General features: G+C 35.6%; 13 protein-coding genes. 12 read left to right on the top strand and 1 reads right to left on the bottom strand.

What is annotated here, in order from left to right:
- Nucleotides 1-17: 17 nt before the first annotated feature.
- Nucleotides 18-710, bottom strand: a complete 693-nt coding sequence (locus CYTFE_RS0106850; RefSeq protein WP_027471213.1) for a tetratricopeptide repeat protein — start codon at nt 708-710, stop codon at nt 18-20.
- Nucleotides 711-920: 210 nt separating this feature from the next.
- On the opposite strand from CYTFE_RS0106850, the gene recF reads away from it, so the two are divergent.
- The 12 genes from recF (at nt 921) to CYTFE_RS0106785 (ending at nt 25,865) form a co-directional block, all read left to right on the top strand.
- Nucleotides 921-2,021, top strand: coding sequence for a DNA replication/repair protein RecF (gene recF / locus CYTFE_RS0106845; protein WP_027471212.1), 1,101 nt, complete (start codon nt 921-923; stop codon nt 2,019-2,021).
- 10 nt (nt 2,022-2,031) lie between these two features.
- A complete protein-coding gene (locus CYTFE_RS0106840) occupies nt 2,032-2,325 on the top strand; it encodes a DUF721 domain-containing protein (RefSeq protein ID WP_027471211.1) in 294 nt (97 codons plus the stop codon).
- 384 nt (nt 2,326-2,709) lie between these two features.
- On the top strand, nt 2,710-4,524 hold the full coding sequence (locus tag CYTFE_RS0106835; RefSeq protein ID WP_027471210.1) for a hypothetical protein: 1,815 nt from the start codon (nt 2,710-2,712) through the stop codon (nt 4,522-4,524).
- A 391-nt stretch (nt 4,525-4,915) separates the two neighbouring features.
- Nucleotides 4,916-7,048, top strand: coding sequence for an alpha-glucuronidase family glycosyl hydrolase (locus CYTFE_RS0106830; RefSeq protein WP_027471209.1), 2,133 nt, complete (start codon nt 4,916-4,918; stop codon nt 7,046-7,048).
- Between the two features lie 43 nt (nt 7,049-7,091).
- Nucleotides 7,092-10,160 (top strand): SusC/RagA family TonB-linked outer membrane protein, encoded by a 3,069-nt coding sequence (locus CYTFE_RS0106825; RefSeq protein ID WP_044213977.1) that lies wholly within the window; start codon nt 7,092-7,094, stop codon nt 10,158-10,160.
- An 11-nt stretch (nt 10,161-10,171) separates the two neighbouring features.
- Nucleotides 10,172-12,121 carry a RagB/SusD family nutrient uptake outer membrane protein gene (locus CYTFE_RS0106820; RefSeq protein WP_027471207.1) on the top strand — a complete coding sequence of 650 codons (1,950 nt, stop codon included), beginning with the start codon at nt 10,172-10,174 and terminating at the stop codon, nt 12,119-12,121.
- Between the two features lie 243 nt (nt 12,122-12,364).
- On the top strand, nt 12,365-13,513 hold the full coding sequence (locus CYTFE_RS0106815; protein WP_027471206.1) for an endo-1,4-beta-xylanase: 1,149 nt from the start codon (nt 12,365-12,367) through the stop codon (nt 13,511-13,513).
- A gap of 11 nt (nt 13,514-13,524) precedes the next feature.
- The gene (locus CYTFE_RS0106810; protein WP_027471205.1) at nt 13,525-14,499 is read left to right on the top strand and encodes a glycoside hydrolase family 43 protein; all 975 of its coding nucleotides are present in this window, start codon (nt 13,525-13,527) and stop codon (nt 14,497-14,499) included.
- Nucleotides 14,500-14,709: 210 nt separating this feature from the next.
- Entirely contained in the window at nt 14,710-16,164 is a 1,455-nt protein-coding gene (locus CYTFE_RS0106800) for an MFS transporter (RefSeq protein WP_027471204.1), read from the top strand.
- A 498-nt stretch (nt 16,165-16,662) separates the two neighbouring features.
- Entirely contained in the window at nt 16,663-20,385 is a 3,723-nt protein-coding gene (locus CYTFE_RS0106795) for a hybrid sensor histidine kinase/response regulator transcription factor (protein ID WP_162150074.1), read from the top strand.
- Nucleotides 20,386-20,616: 231 nt separating this feature from the next.
- Entirely contained in the window at nt 20,617-22,365 is a 1,749-nt protein-coding gene (locus CYTFE_RS0106790; RefSeq protein ID WP_027471202.1) for a glycoside hydrolase family 43 protein, read from the top strand.
- A gap of 239 nt (nt 22,366-22,604) precedes the next feature.
- The gene (locus CYTFE_RS0106785; protein WP_235208300.1) at nt 22,605-25,865 is read left to right on the top strand and encodes a SusC/RagA family TonB-linked outer membrane protein; all 3,261 of its coding nucleotides are present in this window, start codon (nt 22,605-22,607) and stop codon (nt 25,863-25,865) included.
- Nucleotides 25,866-25,957 lie beyond the last annotated feature (92 nt).

Below are 25,957 nucleotides of genomic sequence, written 5' to 3'. Positions count from 1 at the left end.
TTTTTTGAAATGTTGAATTATTTGCTCGCTGAAATTTGAGCCCGAGTAATATACTTATCAATACTTCGGGCTTCTAGAGATGATTTAAAATCGTCCTTGATTCGTTGATAAACCTCTATTGCTTTATTGTATTCTTTTTGCTCTTCGTAAATCAATCCTAACTTTAAAAGATAAGCAGGAGCTACAATGCTATTGTCAACTTCTGTGGCTTTTTTATAATTAGAAATAGCCTCATCAATATTCCCTTTCTCCAAGTAAGCATCTGCAAGAGCTCCTTTGGCTGTGGCATCTAGCAATTCGTCGTCGCATGAAAAGCTGCTTAAATATTCAATGGCGTCATCAAACTGACCCAAATGTAAATAGGATACACCGGCATAATACTTAGCCAAGTTTCCTGGCTTGGTCATACCATAGTCATCGGCAATTTCCAAAAAACCAAGATTCATTCCGTCACCATTTAAAGCTAGGTTAAAACTATCTTTTTCAAAGTAGTTTTGAGCTTGAAACATTTCTGTTTGAGCTTGTTGTTCTTGTGGTGCAAAATATAGTTTTTTTGCGCCCCAATATCCACCGATAACAATAATAACGGCAAACATAATAATGGTAAGAACCTTTTGATTGTCCTCTATAAATTGTTCCGTTTTACTTAAAGCATGCTCAACGTTTTCCATGCTAGTTTCAGTAGCATATTCTTTTTCTTTATTCGACATGAATTATTTCTTTTTTTATTGCTACGCAAATGTAGTTGTTTTGTGAAAAAATCAAAATATGAAGTCGTATTTCTTTAGTTGTTTTGTTAAAAAAAAATCAGTTGAAGGATGATTCATAGATTTCTATTGTGTTTTTAGTGATTCAAAATACTTGTCAATGCTTTATTTCTTATAGAATAATTACATTTGTGGCCATAAATAAAGCCTTGTATGTATTTAAAACAATTACATCTGATTAATTTCAAAAATATTGAGCTTGCACAATTGCAATTGAACAAGGGCATTAATTGTTTTATAGGCCCCAATGGAGCCGGAAAAACCAATTTGTTAGATGCGATTTATTACATGTCGTTTTGTAAAAGTTTTTTTAATCCTGTGGATAGTCAGAATATTCAACATAAGCACGATTTTTTTGTGATCCAAGGAAAATACGATGTAAACAATGAAGAAGAACATATTTATTGTGGGCTTAAAAAAGGACAGAAAAAACAATTTAAGCGCAATAAAAAAGAGTATGATAAACTATCAAATCACATAGGACTACTTCCTTTGGTGATGATTTCACCTCAGGACGAACGTTTAATTGTAGAAGGGAGCGAACAGCGAAGAAAATATATTGATAGTGTTATTTCTCAATATGACAAAACTTACCTGGAGCATCTGATTAATTATAACAAGGTTATATCTCAGCGTAATATATATTTAAAAAAATTAAAAAACTTAAATGCCCAAGCACATGAGATGTTGGACATATGGGACTTTCAAATCATTGAACTGGGAAGAAAAATTTCGCATTCGCGAATGCAATTTCTTGAAGAGTTAAAACCTGTTTTTTTGGAGATGTATAATTTTATAGCTGCCCAAAAAGAAGTGGTTGAATTTGATTACAAGTCGAATCTTAATCAGCCAGACTTTGAGGGTAGCCTAAAGGAGAGTAGAGAGAAGGATATGATATTAGGTTATACGACCAAAGGTGTACATAAGGATGATGTTGAATTTCAAATAGGAGGGTATCCCATAAAAAAAATGGGTTCGCAAGGACAAAAAAAGACCTTTTTAATCGCCTTAAAACTGGGGCAATTCAAATTCTTATCGGAACATAAAAAGCGAAAGCCGCTTTTGTTGCTCGATGATATTTTTGATAAATTGGATAATGAACGTGGAGATCGCTTGATTGAATTAGTGGGGAGCGATTTTTTTAGTCAAATATTCATTACCGATACCCAGTTAAATAGAATCGAGCCGGTGTTGAATAAAATTCAGAAAGAAAGCAGTATTTTTATGGTAGATAATGGTAAGTTTAACAATTAAGCTTTAAAGTATGGAAAGGAAAGATGCACAGCATATTAAATCAATCATTAAAGAATACCTCAGTCAGAATAGAGATTTGGATCATAAAATGCTCGAAAATCGTGTTGTTAGATCCTGGGAAAAAGTAATAGGAAAAACAGTGGCTCGGGCAACAACCAATATTTATGTGTATCAGGGTACACTTTATTTAAGTATTAATTCCAGTGTCATGCGAAATGAGTTGTTGATGCTTAAAGATAAAATTATGCAAGCCCTTAACGAAGAGGTGGGACATCAAATCGTTACTGCCATCGTAATTCGTTGATTTTCCAATGGAAATTTTGTACACTTTTTTTAATTTGTTTTGTTGAAATTTTCACTAAATGAACTGTTGTGTATAGGATTGTTGAACCAGGGTTTATTGTAGTTATTTTCTTTAAATATGATTTTGTTTAAGAATAATCATCCCTAAAGACATTCTGTCTAAATAATTTGTCTATATTTGTTGAGGAAGCGTTATGCTTATGAACGCTTTTAGCAAAAATAGTTTACTCGCACGATCGAAAAAGATATTCCAAAAAAAATAGACTATTTGTACAATTTGTACGAATTAGTAATTTTTCCGATTTTATTATCTAATTACATTTACAGAGATTACTAAGCCGTTTGCAATTATTAACTTGGCGGCTTTAAAAATAATTTATTACTTATGACAAATAAACCACTGCATACTTTTCACATTCCTGTAATGGGAACAGGATACACGATCGAATCTCCTTTGAAAGTGGCAAAATATGGAATCCATTCGGTTATTCCATTGAGCGATCATCATATAATGAATCAATTAATAGAGATTCATAGTAAAGAAAATGGTCTGTCTTTCCAATTGTTAGATGCTTCAGATCCGAAGAATAGAGCATCTATTGTGTGTCAATATCTAAACTTAGTGCAAGACTTGGTTCAGGAACAGTTTGAAAACCTTAAAAAATCTCCTTTTGAAGAAGGAAGCGAAATAAGCAAGTACTTTAGTTTATTGCCACAAAATTCATCTCTCAAAATTCGGTACGACCAAATGATAGAGGCAGAAGGTGATCAAAAAACAAAGCTTCAGGAAGAATTACGCAGTCTAATGTTACCCGGTAGTATAGATGTTAATATTATGACTAAATTAGATGGTGTTAACTTTAATAAAGAAGGGGAGGCATATTCATCGGAGTATAATGATGCACATTCAGCACTAAAAGGTTTTGCAGATAGTAAATTAGAGGCTTCGCTTATTCTTTCGGCTGGGATGAATCCACGTTTATATGGTTATATGGCTACCTTCGATGATTTTTATCCCAATGAAGAGGGGTGGTTGAGAAAAAAGATTGTTCTAAAAGTGAGTGACTATCGTTCGGCCATGATTCAAGGAAGATTCCTCGCGAAAAAAGGGCTTTGGGTTTCTGAGTTTCGTATAGAGTCTGGATTAAATTGTGGAGGTCATGCATTCGCTTCAGACGGTTATTTATTAGGCCCTATTTTAAAGGAGTTTAAAGACAATAGGGAAAAGCTGGTAGATATGTTATATGCCGGATATTCTGATGTGCTAAAGAAGGAAAAGGGAATAGAATTACAACAAGCTTTACCTATTGCTTATACAGTACAAGGAGGTGTTGGTGATGCCCAAGAGCACCAAATGTTTATCGATTATTATGGAATAGAATCAGTTGGTTGGGGTTCTCCTTTTTTATTGGTGCCTGAGGCAACTACGGTTGATGAATTTACTCAGAAAGTTTTGCAAGAGGGAACAGAAGAGGACTTTTATTTGAGTGATATATCTCCATTGGGCGTTCCGTTCAATTCCATTAGAGGAAATTGGGCCGATATTGAAAAGCAAAAACGTATCGATGCCGGAAAACCTGGTGCGGCATGTCTAAAACAATTTTTACAGTTTAATACCGAATTTACCAAAAATCCTATTTGCACTGCTTCAGTGCAGTATCAGAGAACCAAAATTGAAGAGCTGAAGAAAACGATTTCCAACCCGGTAGAATTAAAAGCAAAAGTGGAAAAATTGGTAGAAAAAGCTTGTTTGTGTGTCGGCCTTGGTAATACTGTACTGGATTTTCATAAGGTGCCCCTCTCTAAGGGTAATCATGGTGTTGTGGTTTGTCCGGGACCTAACTTAGCATATTTTAATAAGATAAGCTCCCTAAAAGAAATGATAGGGCATATATATGGTAAAACCAGTAGTCTTTTTAATGAAGATAGACCCAATGTGTTTATCAAAGAATTAAAAATTTATATGGATTATCTTAAAAATAAAATTGAGGAATGTAAGGATGATTTTACACCTCCTCAGGTAAAGTATTTTAACCTGTTTAAAAATAACTTACAGGATGGTATCTCTTATTATAAAGAGATGTTCTCAATGGGTGATAGTTGTTTGAAAAATATGAAAGAAAAAGTGTTGACTGATTTGGCAGCTTATAAACAGGAATTGGAATTAATGTTTGTACCACAAGCTGTAGAGAAGGTATAAATATTTTTTGCTGATATAGCTGACTTAACCAGAAAAGCCTGCGTTCCATTAGGAGCGCAGGCTTTTCTGGTTAATGGCCATGTGGAATATGTTAGAGAATCACTGTTCTACGAGGATATATGCATGATGGATCTTATATGATTCTCTCATAATAGATATTCTAATGATACTTTGAGGAAATGCCTTTGAAGAACCCTTTTATTCATAACAAAGAAGTGCTTTTTTTTAAAAATAAGACCATATATAGTTGAAGTATAAAGTAATGTAACAAATTCTAAAATTTTGTATCTAAAATTTAAAATCATATGTCCCAAATCAAAAGTTATTATATACGGTCCTAGTTAAATTTGATTTTTGAGAATGAAAAATTATTGACTTAGAATAAACATTCATGAAAATCACATCGCTTATATTTATTTATTTATTATTTATCCCGCTTATTGCCGAATCGCAGTATGACGGTAGGGAGCTATGGTTTGCTCAAAATAAAATTCTGAAAGCAAATGTTCATTTAAAGCCAAATTTTGTAAATGCAATAGGGGAGGGTACAACTTTTGATTTGGCCAAAAAAGAATTGGTTAGTGGACTGGAAGGCTTGTTTGATTGTACTATAAATTATCAAAATGAGGTTCAACCTGGTAATATTGTAATTGCCTTAAAGAATAGTGGTTTTGTAGATGCGGCAATAAGCAATACCGAAATGACTTCTTTAGGAGAGGAGGGATTTATTATTAAATATATTGCCTCTAAGAAGCTTATTCTTTTAACAGGCAATACAGAGGTTTCTGTTTTGTACGCGGTCTATCATTATTTACGCTTACTTCAAACCAGCAAAATAAACTTATCATCATTAAATATTATTGAAGTTCCTAGCTATCAAAAAAGGGTTTTAAACCATTGGGATAATCTAGATGGGTCTGTTGAACGAGGATATGCAGGACGATCGATATGGAAATGGGATGACTTGCCTAATGTATTGAGTAAGAGATATATAAGTTATGCGAAGGCCAATGCATCTATCGGTATTAATGGTACTGTGTTGAATAATGTAAATGCGAGTCCTGATATTTTATTACCGGAGTATTTGTTAAAAGTAAAAGCCATTGCTTCGGTATTGCGTCCTTTTGGAATACAGGTTTATTTGTCTGTGAATTTTTCTTCACCGGCAATTTTAGATGGTTTAGCAACAGCTAATCCCAAAGACAAACACGTAGTTCTATGGTGGAAAAACAAAGTGGAGGAGATTTATCAGTTGATACCTGACTTTGGTGGTTTTTTAGTAAAAGCCAATTCCGAAGGGCAGCCCGGGCCTATGGATTTTGGTTGTACCCACGCCGAGGGGGCGAATATGTTAGCGGATATATTAGCGCCTTATGAAGGAGTTGTTATGTGGCGTGCATTTGTATATAATGCCAATGGTAATGATAGAGCTAAGCAAGCATATGAGGAGTTTATGCCATTAGATAATAAATTCCGAAAAAATGTACTTGTTCAGGTTAAAAATGGCCCCATAGATTTTCAGCCAAGAGAGCCTTTCAGCCCTTTGTTTGGCGCAATGAAGGGAACTTCTCTAATGCCTGAACTGCAGATTACGCAGGAGTATCTGGGATTCTCAAGCCATTTAGTTTATTTGGGTACCTTATATAAAGAGTTTTTGTGGAGTGATACTTATTCTAATGGAAGAGGATCTACTGTTGCTCAGGTAAGCAGTAATAAAAATAGTAAACGAATTAGTGGTATTGCAGGAGTTGCTAATATCGGATCCGACAATAATTGGTGCGGTCACCATTTTGCACAAAGCAATTGGTATGTATTTGGTCGTTTGGCCTGGAATCCATCATTAAATGTAAGACACATAGCCAAGGAGTGGATTCGTCTTACATTAACACAGGATGAGCATGCGGTTAAAGAGATTGCATCCATGATGATGAAGTCGCGCGAAGCAGTGGTTAATTATATGACACCGCTGGGCTTGCATCATCTGATGGGTTGGGATCATCATTATGGGCCGGAACCTTGGTGTGTGATCCCCAATGCGCGTGCGGATTGGCTCCCTTCTTATTATCATAAGGCGGATAGTTTAGGTATTGGTTTTAATCGTTCTTCATCAGGAACCAATGCGACTGAACAATATGCAGAACCACTAAGAGAGCTTTTTGATAATGAAGCGTCATGCCCTCTAGAATATTTACTTTGGTTTCATCATTTATCGTGGAATTATGAACTAAAGAATGGTAACTCCTTATGGGAAGAGTTGTGTTATCACTACCAGGATGGAGTTAATCAAGTACGAAGTTTCCGAAAAATATGGAAATCCTTAGAAGCTAATATCGCTACACAGCAATTTATTGAAGTGAATGAGAAATTGAAAATTCAAGAGAAAGAAGCTATTTGGTGGCGTGATGCATGCTTGCTTTATTTTCAAAGTTTTTCTAAACAAGCCCTTCCTTATGGGGTTGACAATCCTATTTATAAGTTGGAAGAACTGAAAAAACAAAAGTTTGATTTACAGCATCACAACTAACATATGCTTTATAATTAATTCATCTTATTAAACTAAATTTTTTATGAAAAAAAACGATGAAAAAAGTAGAAAACTCATTGTGCTGGGTTTGATAATATTTTTTTTGCCTGCTTTCATGTGGGCACAAAATATTAGTATAACTGGTATTGTGTCAGACAGTAGTGGAGAGCCTGTTCCTGGCGTAAGCATTGTTTTGGAAGGAACAACCATTGGAACAATATCTAATACGGATGGAGCCTATAGTTTGGAAGTTCCTGAGACCGGAAGACTGTTGTTTAGTTTTATTGGTTTCAAAAATCAAGCAATTCCGATTGATGGAAAAAATGTGGTGAATGTTGTATTGATTGAAGACACTGAAAATCTGGAGGAGATCGTTGTTGTTGGTTATGGTACCCAACGAAAAGAAGCTGTAACTGGTTCTGTGTCTTCTGTGCGTGGAGATATTGTTCGAGAAATGCCTTCAGCGAATGTGTCGCAGGCGTTACAAGGACGTGTGGCAGGTGTTCAGTTGGCCCAAACATCTACCAAACCAGGTGCCGATATGCAAATTCGTATTCGTGGAGTGCGTTCCTTGAATGCAAGTAATGACCCTTTGGTGGTATTAGACGGGATTCCTTTTGCTGGATCTATCGGTGATATCAGTCCTTCTAATATAAAAAGTATGGATATATTAAAGGATGCCTCTGCAACGGCTATTTACGGATCGCGTGGAGCCAATGGTGTTATTATGATAACAACAAATAAAGGAACCAAAGGGCAGGAGGCCCAAATCTCATACAATGGATATTATGGTGTGAAAACAGTTTTTGGTGAATATCCAATGATGAATGGAGCTGATTTTGCTAAACTTCGTGAGGCCGCAGGTATTTATGATAATACGCTAGATGAGTCTGATGATGTGAATACCGATTGGCAGGACTTATTGTATGCCAATGGTATGGTTACCAGTCATGATGTAGGTATTAATGGAGGAACTGAAAAATCAAGTTATAGCTTTGGTGTTGGTTATTATAAAGAAGAAGCTGTTCTTCCCGGTCAGGATTACAACCGCATTTCAATAAGAGGCTCAATAGACCAAGAAATTGGTGAATTTATAAAGGTTGGAATGACAACCAATAGTAACCATGCCATTAATAATGGAAGTAATTTAGGTGTATATGGAACACTAAATTCTTCACCTCTTGTGAATCCATATAACCAGGATGGTTCTATAAAACGAGTGTTTAGTATGCCTTTAGATGACCAATGGACTTATACTCGTAAAACAGTGAATGCCTTGGGGGATAGCTGGATTGATCAAACAAAGGCAACAAGTTCATATAATTCTATTTTTGCAGAAGTTAAAATACCTGGAGTAGAGGGACTTAAGTATCGTATGAATGTTGGTTTAAATTATCGTCAGAGTAATAGTGGTGATTATAATGGTAAGGGTGTATTTCAGGTAAACGAAGATACAAAATCTTCGGCTTCGGTAAGCCATTCAAATACCACAAGCTGGGCCGTTGAAAACGTCATATCATACGATAAGCATTTTGGAAGCCATTCGTTGAATGTTGTTGGTTTGTATTCGGCAGAAGAAGAATTGTATTCTAAATCGCATGTTTCAGCCACAGATATTCCGTCTGATGCTTTTCAATTTTATAACCTAGGACGTGCCAACGATCAACCAATAGTAGATCCATCTAAACAAGGCTATTATAAGAGTGGATTAAAATCATATATGGCACGTGTGATGTATGGTTACGATAATCGTTATATGGTATCGCTTAGCTATCGTACTGATGGATCATCAAGATTAGCTGAAGGACATAAATGGGTGTCATATCCTGCTGTATCGGTAGGGTGGAATATGGCAAACGAGTCATTTATGGATCAGTTAGATATTGTAAACTCTTTAAAGTTAAGAGTTGGTTATGGTGTGGCGTCTAACCAATCCGTAGATCCATATTCTACATTGGGGTTGTTGGATTCCAGGCCGTATAATTTTGGATCTGATTTCAGAACAGGTTTATATGTTAATGAGTTGCCAAATCCTGAGTTGGGATGGGAATATACGTCTACTATGAACTATGGAGTCGACTTTACAATGTTGAATGCTCGTTTGTCTGGTACCATTGAATACTATGTTGCGAAAACAAGCGACCTGCTTTTTAGAGTGGGATTACCCCAAACATCAGGTTCTGATAACTATATGGCGAACATAGGAGAGTCTGAAAATAAAGGTTTTGAATTATCGTTGGATGGCGTAATACTTGACAATTATAATGGTTGGACATGGAGTGTAGGGGTCAATTTATATGCCAATAGAAACAAACTTACCAAGCTTGCCTCAGGACAAACCGAAGACCGGGATAATTGGTGGTTTGTGGGAAAACCAATTGATGTGATCTACGATTATGAAGCCGTGGGTCTTTGGAATACAACAGATCCGGATTATCAGTATTTAGAGCAATATGAACCAGGTGGAAATGAAGGAATGATTAAAGTAAAATATACTGGTGAATATAATTCTGACGGTTCTCCCGTGCGTGCCATTGGGCCAGAAGATCGTCAGGTAATGAGTATGGAACCTGACTTTATGGGAGGGTTTAATACAAATGTAAGTTATAAGGGTTTTGATTTAAGTATGGTGGGAGCTTTTCAAAAAGGAGGCCTGCTGATCGCAACACCTTATGGCTCGAGAGGGTACTTGAATATATTAACCGGACGCAGAGGTAATATTGATGTGGATTATTGGACTGAAGACAATAAAAACGCTACGTTTCCTAAACCGGGTGGTATTGGAGGTGATTCACCAAGGTATTTAAACTCTCTTTCTTATTTTGATGCTTCATATTTGAAAGTTCGTACGATTACTCTTGGTTATACTTTTCAGCAGGATTTTATTAAAAAGATAGGTATCAATAAATTGCGCTTGTATGCTACTGCACAAAATCCGTTTGTGTTATTTTCTCCATTTAATGATGAGTCAGGTATGGATCCTGAAACCAATTCATATGCAAATGAGAATGCAGCGGTGGCTTTTGATGATAAGCAAAAACGACTACTAACGATTGGTACTAATACACCCACAACTAGAAATTACTTGTTCGGTATTAATGTAACATTTTAATGGCTTAAACAATGAATAGACTATATATTAAATCTTTAAGTGTAATTGCGTTAGTTGGAACGCTGTTGATGGGAGCTTGCTCAGATATATTAGAAGAGCAGCCCAGGAGTATTTATACACCAGATTATTTTAAAACAGAAAATGGTGTGATGGGAGGATTAACGGCATTATATGCCCATACCCGTTATTTTTTTGGAAGTGGATATTATTATGCTGGTATGCAGTCAGGTACGGATGAACAAACCTGGGGGCAGAATGTGAACAATGATTCAAAGAGAGCTGACTTTTCGGGCCAAGGTGAGATATCTGCTGAAAATAACCCCTATGGAGGAATATGGGGCGTGTTTTCTAATATCAATACAGCCAATGGTATCATCGAAAATGCTGAGGCAGTGGGCACTATATCTGAAGCTTATATAGCAGAAGCACGATTCTTTCGCGCATTTGATTACTTTTTACTGGTGCAAACATTTGGCGGAGTTCCTTTGGATTTGGGTGCAGGTGAATTGAAATTCAATACTTCAACCGTTAGAACTTCTGTTCGTAATACAGTACCTGAAGTGTATACTAAGTCTATTTTTCCGGATTTATTAAGGGCTGTAAATGATTTAAATGATGTACCTCGTTTAACAGGAGCGGTCAGTAAAACAGTAGCTCGTTTATACCTAGCCAAAGCTTATTTGACTTATGCATGGTGGCTCGAAAATCCGAATAATATTCCTACGTATCCAGAAACAAGCCGTGTAGATCCGGATGGTCATGATGCCAACTGGTATTATCAACAAGCCTATGATTTTGCTATTGAGGGAATTGATAATGCAGGTGATACTTATGGTTTACTGGACTATTTTTATGATGTAAACGAAGGTTCTAATGATCGGCACAAAGAAATGTTACTTTATGCGGATCATACTGAAGAAAGTAGTCTTTATAATGGAGTAACAGTGAATGGATGGGGGTCTGGAAGTTCTCCCGGAAATTTTGCTCCTTGGTTTCCAACTTGGAACTACACCGAATTAAGAAGTTCTAAATCAAGCTCAACATGGGATCCTGTTGTTTCTATTGGACGTGAAGCAGTACAGGCTCATGGTCGCCCTTGGGCTGGAGTGGCACCTATACAAGAAGCTATTATTAACACTTTTGCCGATAAAACAAATGACTCACGCTATGATGGCACCTTTACAACAGTTTACAGAGGTAATTGGCAACGTAATAATAATTCAGCGGAGGTGTTGTATAATGCCAATAGCTTACCTGTTGTGATGGAAGATCCAATTTTAACTTTTTTGGATTCTGATCCGGGCAATGTGGTTTATCCTACGGATGCAGGAGATAGTGGTGTAGGAGCCGGTGTGATGCCCGGAAGAGCTGATTGGGTGGTAACTCCAGAGGGAATCAGTAGACTAATGTATCCTGGGCTATGGAAACTGGGTCCTTATCGTACCGATAATGGAAACACGATGGGGCAAGCCAATGTGGCCTATACACGTCCTTTTCCTATTGCTAAATTTTCTGAATTGTATTTTGTAGCCGCAGAAGCCGCAGTTAAAGGGGCTTCGGGCTCTAGCAGTGCGTATGAATTAATCAATGTTATTCGTGCTCGTGCCGGAAAATGGAGATGGGATAATAATAACAGAGTAGAAAAGGTAGAGGACAAAAGTGCCGCTATGATGGCCGCTACTCCATTGAATATTACCATCGATTACATCCTGGATGAACGTTCGCGTGAATTCTTTGGAGAGGGACAGCGTTGGTTCGATTTGGCACGAACACAAACATGGGAATCAAGAGCTGGATCTTATACAATTTGTGGAACAGAAAAAGGTGATCATACGCCGGTTACTGTAATGCGTACTATTCCAAAATCAGCTTATTTGCGTCCTATTCCTTTAAGTCAGTTTGATTCCATGGATATGACTGAAGAAGAGAAGGCTGCTTATCAGAACCCTGGATATAATTAATATAGCCTATCAAGAAGGAGTTAATATTTAACTCCTTCTTTGTGATAGTGATGGCATTATTAATGATCTCTTTTCCATTTAAAATGAATTATAAGTCTTTGAAACCAGTTCTGTTGAAACAAATTATTGTGCACATGTGATCAGAGTTGTTATTGGAAATGAACCATGGGAATTGTTTCACACACTGAGGGATGATTGATTTTGGCAAGTTCCATATGACCTTTGAAAGAAAAATATATACATATGAAATATTTATTAAATAACATAATGCTTGTCACGGCTATTGTTGGATTATTAACAATAGCATGTCAAGAGCAAGGAGTAAAAAGTGAACCGTCTTTAAAACAGGCATTTGATGGCCAGTTTTTAATTGGAACAGCGATGGATGAAGCACAAATTTTAGGTGAAGACTCCAGTTCTGTTAAACTTATAAAAAAGCATTTTAATTCTGTGGTGACAGAAAATAGTATGAAGTGTGAAGAAATACATCCGCAAGAAGATGTTTTTAACTTTGATATTGCAGATAAGTTTGTTGCTTTTGGAGAAGCGAATAATATGTTTATAACAGGGCATACCCTTATTTGGCATTCACAATTAGCACCGTGGTTTTTTGTTGATGAGGATGGTGCAGATGTTTCTAGAGGAGTGCTTGTTGAACGTATGAGAAAGCATATTCAAACCATTGTTGGCCGATATAAAGGCCATATACGTGGGTGGGATGTGGTCAATGAAGCAATTGAAGGTGATGGTTCCTGGCGAAAAACAAAGTTTTATTCCATTATAGGTGAAGAGTATATCAAGTTAGCTTTTCAATTTGCGCATGAAGCTGATCCGGAAGCTGAGTTGTACTACAATGATTATTCAATGACCAGTCCTGCAAAAAGAGATGCAGTTGTTAAATTAGTTAAAGATTTAAAAGAGGAAGGACTTAGAATTGATGCGATCGGGATGCAAGGACACTGTTCGTTGAATAAGCCTACTGTGGATGACTTTGAGGAAAGCATAAAAATATATTCGGCAGCAGGTGTAAAAGTAATGATTACAGAATTGGATGTGACTACCATACCTAACCCTTTTGATATGCATGGTGCTGATGTGGCAAATAGATTTGAATATTCAAAAGAGATGGATCCATATAAAGAGGGTCTTCCTGAACAAGTTGATTCTGCGCTCCAAAAAAAATACCTCGATTTATTTATGGTCTTTTTAAAACATCAGGATAAAATTTCGAGAGTTACATTATGGGGACTCAATGATGCTCAGTCGTGGCGGAATAATTGGCCTATTCACGGAAGAACAGATTATCCTTTGTTGTTTGATCGAAAAAACAAAGCTAAACCGGTGGTGGAAGCAATTATTGAGGCTGCTGGAAATATGAGGTTACAAAATTAAATTGAAAGGTAATGAAGAAAGCGAGATATCTTATTGATAATATGTATACTGCAGATCCGGCAGTTCATGTCTTTAATGATAAATTATATATCTATCCATCACATGATATAGAATCAGGTATTCCGGAAAATGATAATGGTGATCATTTTGATATGCGGGATTATCATGTGTTTTCTATGGAGGATATTAATGGAAGTGTGACAGACCACGGTGTTGCTTTGGATATTGATGATGTGCATTGGGCAGGACGCCAGATGTGGGATACTGATGTGGCCGAAAAAAATGGTAAATATTATATGTATTTTCCGGTGAAAGACAAAAATGATATTTTTCGTATTGGTGTGGCTTTGAGTGATAAGCCTGAAGGACCTTTTATTCCTGAAAAATATCCAATGGTAGGCAGTTATAGCATTGATCCCTGTATATTTGATAATGGAAATGGTGACCACTATATGTATTTTGGTGGACTGTGGGGAGGTCAACTGCAAAGATATAGAAACAATAAAGCACAAGAATGTGGTAAGGAACCTGCTGATCATGAACCCTGCTTATGTCCTAAAGTAGCAAGACTGTCGGATGATATGTTGGCTTTTGCAGAGGATCCTAAAAATGTTCTCATTGTGGATGACAATGGAGAGCCTCTAAAAGCGGGAGATCATGATCGTAGATTTTTTGAGGCATCTTGGATGCATACTTATAATGGCAAATACTATTTTTCTTACTCCACAGGTAATACGCATTTGCTGTGTTATGCCATGGGTGATAGTCCTTACGGCCCTTTTACCTATGCAGGAGTCATTCTTACGCCTGTAGTTGGATGGACTACACATCATTCTATTGTTGAATTTAGAGGTAAATGGTACTTGTTTTATCACGATTGTGTTCCCTCAGGAGGCAAAACGTGGCTCAGAAGTATAAAGGTTGTGGAGCTGGAATATAAAAATGATGGTACAATAAAAACATTGGAGGGGAGTGTAAATATTTAAAGAAAAAAATGCAAAATTTTAAATGCATGAACCTAGTATGTACAGCGCACATAATTGAACACACAGGTGAATGTTTGAAACTTATACAACTTAGTGAAGTTTTGCTAATTTTTAAACAGAAAACGAGCCATGAGAATTTGTTTCATACACACAGGAAGATGATTAGTCTCGGCAAGTTTCATATGAAACTTGAATAATATAATTTGACATATGAATTTAAATACAAAAAAAATCTCTTTATTAGAGAAAGTTGGTTATAGTTTGGGCGATCTAGCGGCCAATCTGGTGTTTCAAACTCTCATAACCTATTTAGCCTATTTCTATACAGATATATACGGACTAAAGAATAACCATGCTTCTCTTATTATGCTGATTGTTGGCTTGGTAGCTGCCTTTTCATTTAATCCAATAATAGGAATTTTGGCAGATAGAACAAAGTCGAGGTGGGGGAAATTTAGACCATGGATTTTATTTACAGCTATACCATTGGGGGTTATGGCTCTTTTGGCCTTTTCTACACCAGATTTCTCTTATAAAGGAAAGCTTATTTATGCATCAGTAACATATACACTTTTATTACTTTTGTATGCTTGCAGTAATTTACCATATTCGGCACTTAGTGGTGTGCTTACTGGCGATATGGCGGAGCGAAATAGTATTTCTTCAATACGGTTTGTTGCGGTGTTGTTTGCTCAGTTTTTTGTGCAGGTGTTTATGTTGCCCATTATAGAATATCTGGGTAAAGGAAATAAAGCAGCAGGTATAGAACAGGTGCTTACATGGATGGCAGTGATGGGTACCATTATGTTATTAATAACCTTTGTTACAACAAAAGAAAGGGTAGTTCCAGCAGCCAACCAGACATCTTCACTAAAAAAAGATCTGGGAGACTTAGCGAAAAATAGACCATGGATGATTATGTTGGTGTTAACTATTTTAGTATTTGTAACCCTGGCTTTGAAAGGAGGTTCCTATGTTTATTATTTCAACTATTATATAGATGAAACAGCTTTAACAGCTTTTATTGAGCCGATACTTACTTTGTTGTCAGGTATAGGATTAAATTTTTTTGGATCAGATCCAGTATCAGCAGGTTTTGGGTTGTTTAATGCCGGAGGTATAATTTTTATGTTAGTTGGCATTGGCTTCTCGAAAAAGCTAGCGGATAAGTATGGTAAAAGGGATGTCTTTGGTGTAACCTTGCTTATTTCAACATTGTTTATATTGGTTTTTTTCTTTTTATCACCTAAGCATATTGCCTTTATTTTTGGATCACAAATATTTCACGGATTTTTCTATGGTATAACCACTCCCTTACTTTGGGCTATGATTGCAGATGTTGCAGATTATTCTGAATGGAAGAACAACCGAAGGGCTACTGCTATCATTTTTTCGGCTATGATGGTTGGTTTAAAAGCTGGCCTCTCTATTGGTGGAGCTTTGGTTGCCTGGATTTTAGGTTTGTATGGTTATGTGAATATGGGAGTGGTGGCTGAGGGACAGGTTATTATGCAGCCAGAATCAGTTAGTACTGGTGCCAAGATGTTAGTGAGTATATTTGCGGCCATTCCTTTTTTAATAGCAACCAGCTTGCTTTTCTTTTATTCAATCAATAAAAAAATGGAAATTAAAATAGAAAAGGAATTAGAGCAACGAAGAATATAATGTAAAATATTTTGTTTATTTTAGAATTTTTATAATAAAAAAACATCTTAGAGTCGGTATGATTTAGTCATATCTTTTTTGGGATAATTTACTTATTTTTCTAAGCAATAAGCAATTTTTTCAAACAGCAAAGCTATAAACTTTGCTGTCTTCGTGTTTTAAAGATAACGTCCATCTTTTGTTTTTTAAACAAATTATTATTGTAGAAATTCATAACGATTCCGTACTGTATTTGTGCTGATGTCCGTAATGCGTTATGATCAGACTGGGGGATGTTTTAAAAAGTAATGAACAATGCATTGTTTTCTAACTATAAGGAGTGTGATTTTGAAAGGGTGGATAATTGGTCTTATATTATTCATTAATTGCAATAGTATTTTTTCGATTGAAAATCCCAATGTCAAGTTTTTTAATTTAAATGATAAATTTGGAATTTCTATTAGAGAAACCAATAGTGTATGTAGTGATTTAAATGGATTTATATGGATTTCCTCAAAGATGGGAATTGTTAGGTATTCTAAGAATGATATACGTACTTACAAGCTACCCTATGAAAATGTCAATGTTATTACAACACGGCTTTCCTTTTTTAAGGGAAAGCTATATGCCTATACCAACAACGGACAAATATTTGATTATGATCCGATAAAAGATCAGTTTTTATTGCTCGTTGATATTGCAAAATCAGTAAGAAATCCTTACCTGTTTGTTTCTAAATTACTTGTTGATAATGGAGGGCGTTTATGGATTTCTTCTTCTTCTGGTTTGTTTCGTTACGACTCAAAAAATGGGTTAAAGTTATTCGCTCCCAAAGAGTATATAAATTATATGCAGAAGTATGGGGAGGATCATTTATTAATTTCTGTAGACAATAGCTTATATCTTTTAAATATAAATACGCACACAAATGAGGTGTTTTTTGTTTTTCCAGAAGGTACCATAAACTCTGTTTCATATATTAAAATTAATGAAAAGAAGAATGCTGTATGGATTGGTACTATGGAGGATGGTTTGTTTGTGTTAGAAATAGATGGAGCAAAAAAAGTATTAAAGAATGTGAAGGGTATTCCCAAACAGCCCATTTTAGCTATTGAAAATTTTAAACACTCCCAATTGTTAATTGGTATTGATGGTCAGGGTGTTTGGGGAATTGATAAAAACACGCTTGAACTTTTTACTGTTTTAAAGGAAAAAACAGATAATCCTAATTCCCTAAAAGGTAATGGGGTATATGATATTTTTTGTGATTCAAATAACCAGGTTTGGGTATGTACTTATACGGGTGGAGCGTCTTACATGGATGTTAATCAATCTGAGGTTACGAAAATTAGTCATATTACTAAAAATACCAATTCATTAATTAATGATCATGTTAATTCAACCTTGGAAGATTGCAATGGAAACCTTTGGTTTGCAACCAATAATGGAATTAGTAAGTTTATGCCGAAAAAGAATAAGTGGAAATCTTTTTATTACGATAATGCCAATGATGCACAGGTGTTTTTGTCATTGTGTGAAGATGAAAAAGGTAGGATATGGGCTGGAACCTATTCTTCGGGTGTATATGTGATAGATGCTGTTACAGACAAAGAAATCGCACATTTCTCAGAAAAAGAAAAAGGGAAAGATTTTATTTCTGATTTTGTATTTGATATCCATAAGGATTTAGACGGGGATGTGTGGATTGGTGGTATTAGAGGTAATTTAATTCACCATTCCAATGCAAGTGGAAAATTATCATCTTATGAAGATATTGTTGTAAGTGTAATGTTAAATTATGATGCCGAAAATATACTAATTGGAGCAGTTCATGGTTTATCTGTATTGAATAAACAAACAGGTATAATAAAAAAATTATTGGAAGGTTACTTAATTGTTGATATGTGCTTGGTGGATGATAATATATGGATTTGTACTACGGGGAATGGAGTCATTAAATATAACTATGCAAACAATAGTGTTTTGCATATTACAGAAGACGAAGGACTTCCCTCAAACTTTACCAATGGGATTATATATATTGATGGCTATTTTTGGATTGGAACCGAAAATGGAGTCTGTAAATTAAATGAAAGAAATTATAAGGTTAAAACATTTAATGATATTAGAGGATTGAGTAACATATCCTTTAACCGTAAAGCGCATTGCTTGATGAAAGATGGAAGTCTACTCTGGGGAACCAATAATGGTGCGGTTATGTTTAATCCTCTTAATCTGGAGTCAAAGAAACATACGGGTCAAATGTTTTTGCAGGAGATTAACATTAATGGTCATTCCATTAGAGAAATGGATAATCTGGAGATTAATACTCCTTTGGATAGCTTAACTTCTTTATCATTAAGCTATTATCAGAATAATATTAGTCTGGAATTAATTCCTATTCGAACATCAGTTCGAGAAGTGAAATTTTCATGGAAACTGGAGGGTTTGGATACTGAGTGGAGTAAACCCATTAACAGCAGAGTATTATCATATTCCAACATTCCCAGTGGTACTTATACCCTTAAAATTAGAATGTATGATTCTTCTATTTCAGAAATCATAGGAGAAAGAGAACTTTTATTAGATGTTACACCTCCCTATTGGCAAAGGTGGTGGTTTAAATTAATATTGTTATTGATTATTTTTGGTATCGGTATTGTTCTATTTCTTTTTCAGATACATCGTTTAAAAGAAAAACATTCAAAAGAAAAAATCAGATTTTTTGCTAATACTGCCCATGATATAAGAACCTCATTGACCTTGATAAATGGGCCGATTGAGGAGCTGAATAGTGAAGCAGGTTTAAGTTCGCAAGGTCTAAAATACCTACATTTAGCCATAGAGCAATCTCGCCGTCTTTCTAATGTGGTAACACGACTAATGGATTTCCAGAAAGTAGATGTGGGCAAGGAAAATTTATATTTAAAGTCGGTGGATATCGTTCAGTTTGTAGAGGCACGAATAAGAATGTTTGAAGCCGCTGCAAAAAGAAGAAACCTACAGCTTATTTATCATTCAAATTTAGAAACGTGTAACGCTTTTATTGATGAAATTATTATCGAAAAAGTTTTGGATAATTTACTTTCTAATGCAATAAAATATGCATTTGAAAATACGCCGGTAACGGTAAATCTTCAGTGCTTTGAAAAGAAATGGGTTTTGGAAGTTACTGATCAGGGAATTGGTATTTCTAAAGCAGCTCAAAAACATTTATTTAAAGAATATTATCGCGGTAAAAATGCGATTAACGCAAAGATTGTAGGATCGGGGATCGGATTGTTATTGGTTAAGAATTATGTTCTCTTACATGGTGGTTCCATAAAATGGGAAAGTCAAACGAATCAAGGTGCCCGTTTTTTTGTTACCATTCCCATAAAAAAGGATAGTAAAATTAAAACTTTTACCAATGCAGAAAGGACGAATAATAATTCTCAAATAAATAATTGTAATATAGATGTGGGCACTCATGAACCGAAGGATGAGCGGTGCAGAATGCGAGTTGTTATTGTGGAAGACAATGAATATTTGCAAGATTTTCTGTCATCGGCCTTACATGATTATTATGAAGTTTTTGTTGCAAAAGATGGAAGTGAAGGATGGAAAATTATTGCTGAAAAGTCTCCTGATTTAGTCGTTTCTGATATCATGATGCCAGGTATGGATGGGTTTGAACTTTGTCATAAAATAAAATCTACCTATGAAACATCTCATATCGCCGTTATACTGCTAACAGCGTTAGCAGATCAGGACAAGCAAATTAAAGGATTTGATTTGGGCGCAGATGATTATTTAACAAAACCATTCAATATAAAAATATTGAAGCAACGTATTAATTCTATTATACATAATCGAGAAATAATTAGAGACAAAGCATTAAAGATTATAAAGCATGATGAAAATAAAGAACGTTTGTTTGATAATGAGCTAAATGATGTTTTTTTAAAAAAAATGGTGGAAGTGGTAAAAGAGAATATTAATAATTCTTCCTTTTCAAAGGATGATTTTGCAGCTGCTATGAACGTGAGCTCTTCTTTGTTATACAAAAAGGTGAAATCATTAACTAACCTTTCGCCCAGTGAGTTTATCAAAAGTATTCGCTTAGATTTTTCTTTGGAGTTAATTCAAATGCAAAAGTATAGTGTTACCGAAGTGAGTGAATTAAGCGGCTTTTCAAGTGTTGCATATTTTAGTACTGTGTTTAGAAAACATTACGGAAAGTCTCCTACCCAAATTTTTTAACATGAATTATCATAATAGATAATGATTGAATAGTTCATTTTATATGAACCCATGTTGTAATGTGTTATACAAAAGAAGGTTGTCTCAAATGAGATGACCTTTTTTCTATCCCGAATATCTCAATTTATAAATCATATATCCAGAATCAAAAGCCTACAAGTGCCTTCTAACTTATATTTGAAAGGCCAAATAAATAGGCCTTAAGAATGAATCTATATAAAATATAGTCAAATGATGAATCAGGTAATTGAAAATATTAGTAGTCACCATTTATTATTAAAGAAAGTATCTATAGCAATATCAATTTTGCTTTTAATAATGTCTTGTACCCTGGTTTCTGAAGAGAAACCAAAGTTTGTCGCAGATCATTTAGTGGCTCATTTTGATTACTTCAGTTATAGTGGTAATGACGATTTTTATATTCATCATGCTCTTCCTGATAGTGATTATTACTATAATCCAATTTTACCGGGATGGTATTCTGACCCAAGTGTTGGTTCTGATGGAAAAAACTTTTTTATGGTAAATTCTACTTTTTCCTATTTTCCGGGAGTTCCTATTTTTCATAGTACTGACTTAATGAATTGGAAACAAATAGGGCATGTGTTAGACCGGCATGAACAATTACCTTTAGAAGGACAACGAACCAGTGAAGGTATTTTTGCACCTGCGATTTCTTATAATCCACATAATAAAACGTGGTATATGATTACCACTAATATTAAAAAAGGAAATTTCTTTGTTAAAACGAAAGATCCTTTTGGAGCATGGTCTAATCCAATATGGCTACCTGATGTGCATGGAATTGATCCTTCTTTCTTTTTTGATGATGATGGAAAGGCCTATATAGTGAATAATGATGTTCCTGATGGCGGCTCCTTGTATCAGGGACATAGAGCTATTAGAATTACGCAGTTTGATGCGGATAAGGATGTCACTTTGGGTACTAGCTTAATGCTGGTAAATGGCGGAGTTAACATAGCAGAAAAACCGATATGGATTGAAGGACCTCATATGTATAAAATTCATGGTAAATATTTTTTAATGTGCGCAGAGGGAGGTACTTCGGTAGATCATCGGGAAGTAATCTTTAAGTCAGATTCTCCGTGGGGAAATTTTATGCCTAAAAAAGAACCGATCTTAACCCAAAGGCACCTGGATAAAGATCGTGAGTATCCTATTACCTGTGCTGGTCATGCAGATTTAATTCAGAAAGTAAATGGTGAGTGGTGGGCGGTTTTTTTAGCGTGTCGCCCCCTTTTTAATAGGTTTGAAAATCTCGGTAGAGAAAGTTTTTTGATGCCGGTGAGATGGGGGAAAGATGGCTTTCCTTTTATTACCAAAGAAAATGAATTAATCCCACGAATTGTTCAAATGGAAAATATTCCAAGAGATTCGGTGGTTACATTCGGAAATGTTAATAAAGTGGACGAATTTGATGACCTTCATTTGGGTATGGAATGGATGTCATTAAGAGGAGATATCTCTCATTTATACTCTTTGGTTGAGAACCCCGGATTCTTAACATTAAAGTGTGCGAATGTTTCGTCTAAAGAACTTCAAAAACCTGCTTTTATAGCTCGTAGGTTACAGCATCATAAGTTTGAATGTGCTACTCAAATGTATTTTACCCCAAAATCAGAATCCGAATGTGCTGGTTTGTTATTGTATAAGGACGAAACGCATCAATATTTATGTGCCGTTACTTTAAAAAATAACACTCCTGTTATTCAATTGATAAAAGTGAAGGAAGATGGTGTGGATATTCTTGCGGAAAGGAAATTATTAAATATGAATGATGCAATCGACTTGAAAATTGTTTCTGATGGATTGGGTTTCAGTTTTCTTTATAAGCTATCGTCCTCTAGTCAATGGATTACAATGGCTTCCGAAATTGACGCTTACTATTTGTCAACAGCTCAGTCTTATGGCTTTACGGGAACCACAGTAGGTTTATACGCTTCAAAAAAAGGATATTAATAATTTGAGACAATTAACTGTTGTGAGGGATTGTCAGTTTAAAACGGAAAGGGTTAAAAAATAATCAAAAACGTAAATCTATGTTAAAAATCAAAAAAAATGAGTATTTGCAAAGTTCTGACCTTCTTTTTCAAATTCTCAAAAGAATCTATTACAAAAGGTTTAAGGGTTTTACTGAGGAAAAGTATTTCATATAAAGTGAAATGCAAACTCGCGTGCTAATTAAATTTTGAGAAAAAATGAGAAAAACAAATAATTTATTCAGCAAAAAGAAATCCTTACACAATAGTCTGAAACGAGCTATGAGAATGCTTATTTCATTCGAGAGAGTGATTCCTGTGGCATATATATGGCCTTTGAAAGATAACAATAATCATATAAATAAAATTTCAAGAACCATATTTCTTGTGATGTTTGTTGTTTATTCTGCATTTGCTTTTGGACAAGCATCCAGAACTTTAGGCGGTGAGGTAGTGGATAGTGATGGGACTCCAGTTGTTGGAGCAACCGTGATGTTAAAAGGATCAACAACGGTTGGTGTTATTACGGATTATGATGGTAAATTTTCCTTAATAATACCTTCTGGGGAACAATCTATTGTTGTATCTTTTATAGGAATGGAGACGCAAGAGATTGATGTTACCAATATGTCAACACTTAAAGTCTTGCTGGTTGATCAAGCAACACTGTTGGGTGAAACCATTGTTGTAGGTTATGGTCAGCAGAAGAAAGAAAGTGTGGTAGGTGCAATTACGCAAACAACAGGAAAAGTTTTAGAACGGTCTGCTGGTGTAAGCAATGTTGGTTCAGCTTTAACAGGAAATCTACCAGGTGTTACTACTATGGCCAGTTCAGGTATGCCTGGCGAGGAGGATCCCATGATCATTATTCGTTCTGCAAGCTCGTGGAATAACAGCGAACCATTGATATTGGTTGATGGTGTTCAACGGCCTATGAGTACTGTGGATGTGGGGTCTGTACAATCTATTTCTGTGTTAAAAGATGCTTCCGCTACAGCTGTTTATGGTGTACAAGGGGCTAATGGCGTTATTTTGATTACTACCAAACGAGGGAATGAAGGATCTGCTAGAATAGATGTTTCAGTCAATTCAACAATGAAAGTCCCCTCAAAATTACCAAACAAACTAGACGCATATGATGCTCTAATAGCTAGAAATATTGCTATTGAACATGAACTTGGGATTAGTCCTGATTCCTGGAATTATATTAGATCACAAGATTTTATTGATAACTATCGGAATCAGACCACACTGGAACAAAAGGAACGTTATCCCAATGTGGATTGGCAAGATGCGCTTTTTAAGGATTATGCAATGGCTTATAATGCCAATGTGAATGTTTCCGGGGGGTCAGAATCTGTTAAGTATTTTACTTCGGTCGATTTTACCCATGAAGGTGACTTGTTTAAGGTATACGATAATGGTAGAGGTTATGATGGAGGTTATGGTTATAACCGTTTAAATGTGCGAAGTAATCTGGACTTTCAATTAGCTGAGCATACTTTTTTTAGTATGAATCTGGCAGGTTCTACAGGGTACAAAAAAACACCATGGGATCAAACTTCATCCGAAGACTGGGGGGTAGCTCAGCAATGGGCTGGTGCTTATCGTATTGCACCTGATGTATTTCTACCAAAGTATGCCGATGGTTCGTGGGGCTTTTATCCAGATATATCGAATGTAAGTAATTCAGCGCAAACTTTGTCCATATCTGGAGCTATGCTAACTACAACCACTCGAATTAATACTGATTTTGTATTAAAACAGGATTTGGATTTTATAACCCATGGTTTGGGTGCAAAAGGTACTATCTCTTGGGATAATAATTTTGTGGAATACAAAAGAGGAGTGAATGATTTGTACAATGATTCTCAGTCAAAATATATTGATCCTCAAACGGGTCTTGTTACTTATAAACAAGCGTATGACCCAAATAACTTTTTTGATTTTGCACAACCTGTTTTATGGAAAACAGAAGGCGGAGAAGTGAGAAATTCAAATACTTTACGAAATATGGCTTATCAGCTTCAGCTGGACTGGAATCGAACTTTTGGGCAGCATAGCGTTACAGCAATGGGGCTTTTTAGTCGTAAAAAAAATGCAGTAGGTAGTATTGTTCCTATTTATAGAGAAGATTGGGCTTTCCGTACCACTTATAATTGGGCATCTAAATATTTCTTGGAATATAATGGTGCATATAATGGCTCAGAAAAGTTTGGGAAGGAATATCGATTTGGATTTTTTAATTCTGGAGCCATCGGTTGGATGGTTTCTGAGGAATCGTTTATGCAAGATCTCAGTTTTTTGGATATGCTTAAAGTAAGAGCTTCATATGGTGAAATTGGAGATGACTATGGCCCTCGATTTATGTATATGACTCAATGGGCATTAGGAGGCGGAGACCTTGGGCATACTCCAATGGGACTTGATCGTAGTCAGAGTTCGTATACCTGGTATAGAGAAACTGGTATTGGGAATCCGGATGTTTCCTGGGAAACAGTGAGAAAATTGAATGTTGGAGTCGACTATGCATTTTTAGGAGGGCTGGTTGCAGGTAACTTTGAATATTTTGAGGACAAACGGGTGGATATTTTAATTGATGGGAAGGACCGTGCTGTTCCTTCATATTTCGGTAACGAACCACCAACAGCAAATATGGGTGAGGTACATACACATGGATTTGAACTCGAACTTAGGATAAATAAAAAGTTTGTCAATGGTTTGCGTGTGTGGGCTGATATGAATATGACACAGGCTAAGAATAAGATTGTTGAAAGAGATGATGCTTATTTATTACCAGACTATCAAAAACAAGCTGGTTTTAGTATAGATCAATCTAGGCTATATGTGGATGATGGCTTTTTGAATAATTATGACCAGCTTTATGGTAGTCCGCAGCATAGTGTCAGTGATGATCAACGACTTCCGGGAGATTATTATATTATAGACTTTAATGGTGACGGTGTAATTGATATAAACGATCAGATTCCTTATGGTTATTCAAATGTTCCTCAAAATACCTACAATGGAACATTGGGGCTAGAGTGGAAGGGTTTTAGTGCTTTCGTTCAATTTTATGGGGTTAATAATGTTTCTCGGTCAATTCCATTGACTAGTTTCGGTAGTGGAATGAATACTGTCTACGATTTGGGTACATGGTGGTCTCAAGACCATACAGCGGCCGATATTACGGTTCCTCGCTATTATTCTAAGCCTAATTCTGCTTATAATCAAGGTACTCAATACTTATATGATGGTTCATATATACGTCTTAAAAATGCAGAAATAGCCTATACTTTCAGTCGTCTTAAGTTAAGTAAGGTAGGTTTAAGCAATATGAAAATTTACGTCAATGGAAATAATCTATGGGTAAGCTCAAAAATGCCCGATGACCGAGAATCTAATTTTGCTGGTAGTGGTGAGCAGGGAGCATATCCAACCATGAAACGTTATTGTTTAGGCGTTAGGTTTACTTTATAATTTTTAATCATATGAAACGAGCCATGTAAATATTTCACACACATGGAGATAGTGATTTTTGGCGTGTTCCATATGACCTTTGAAAATTTAAT

This window comes from Saccharicrinis fermentans DSM 9555 = JCM 21142, from assembly GCF_000517085.1.
Lineage (GTDB): Bacteria > Bacteroidota > Bacteroidia > Bacteroidales > Marinilabiliaceae > Saccharicrinis > Saccharicrinis fermentans.
This window is presented reverse-complemented; position numbering and strand designations above follow the sequence as displayed.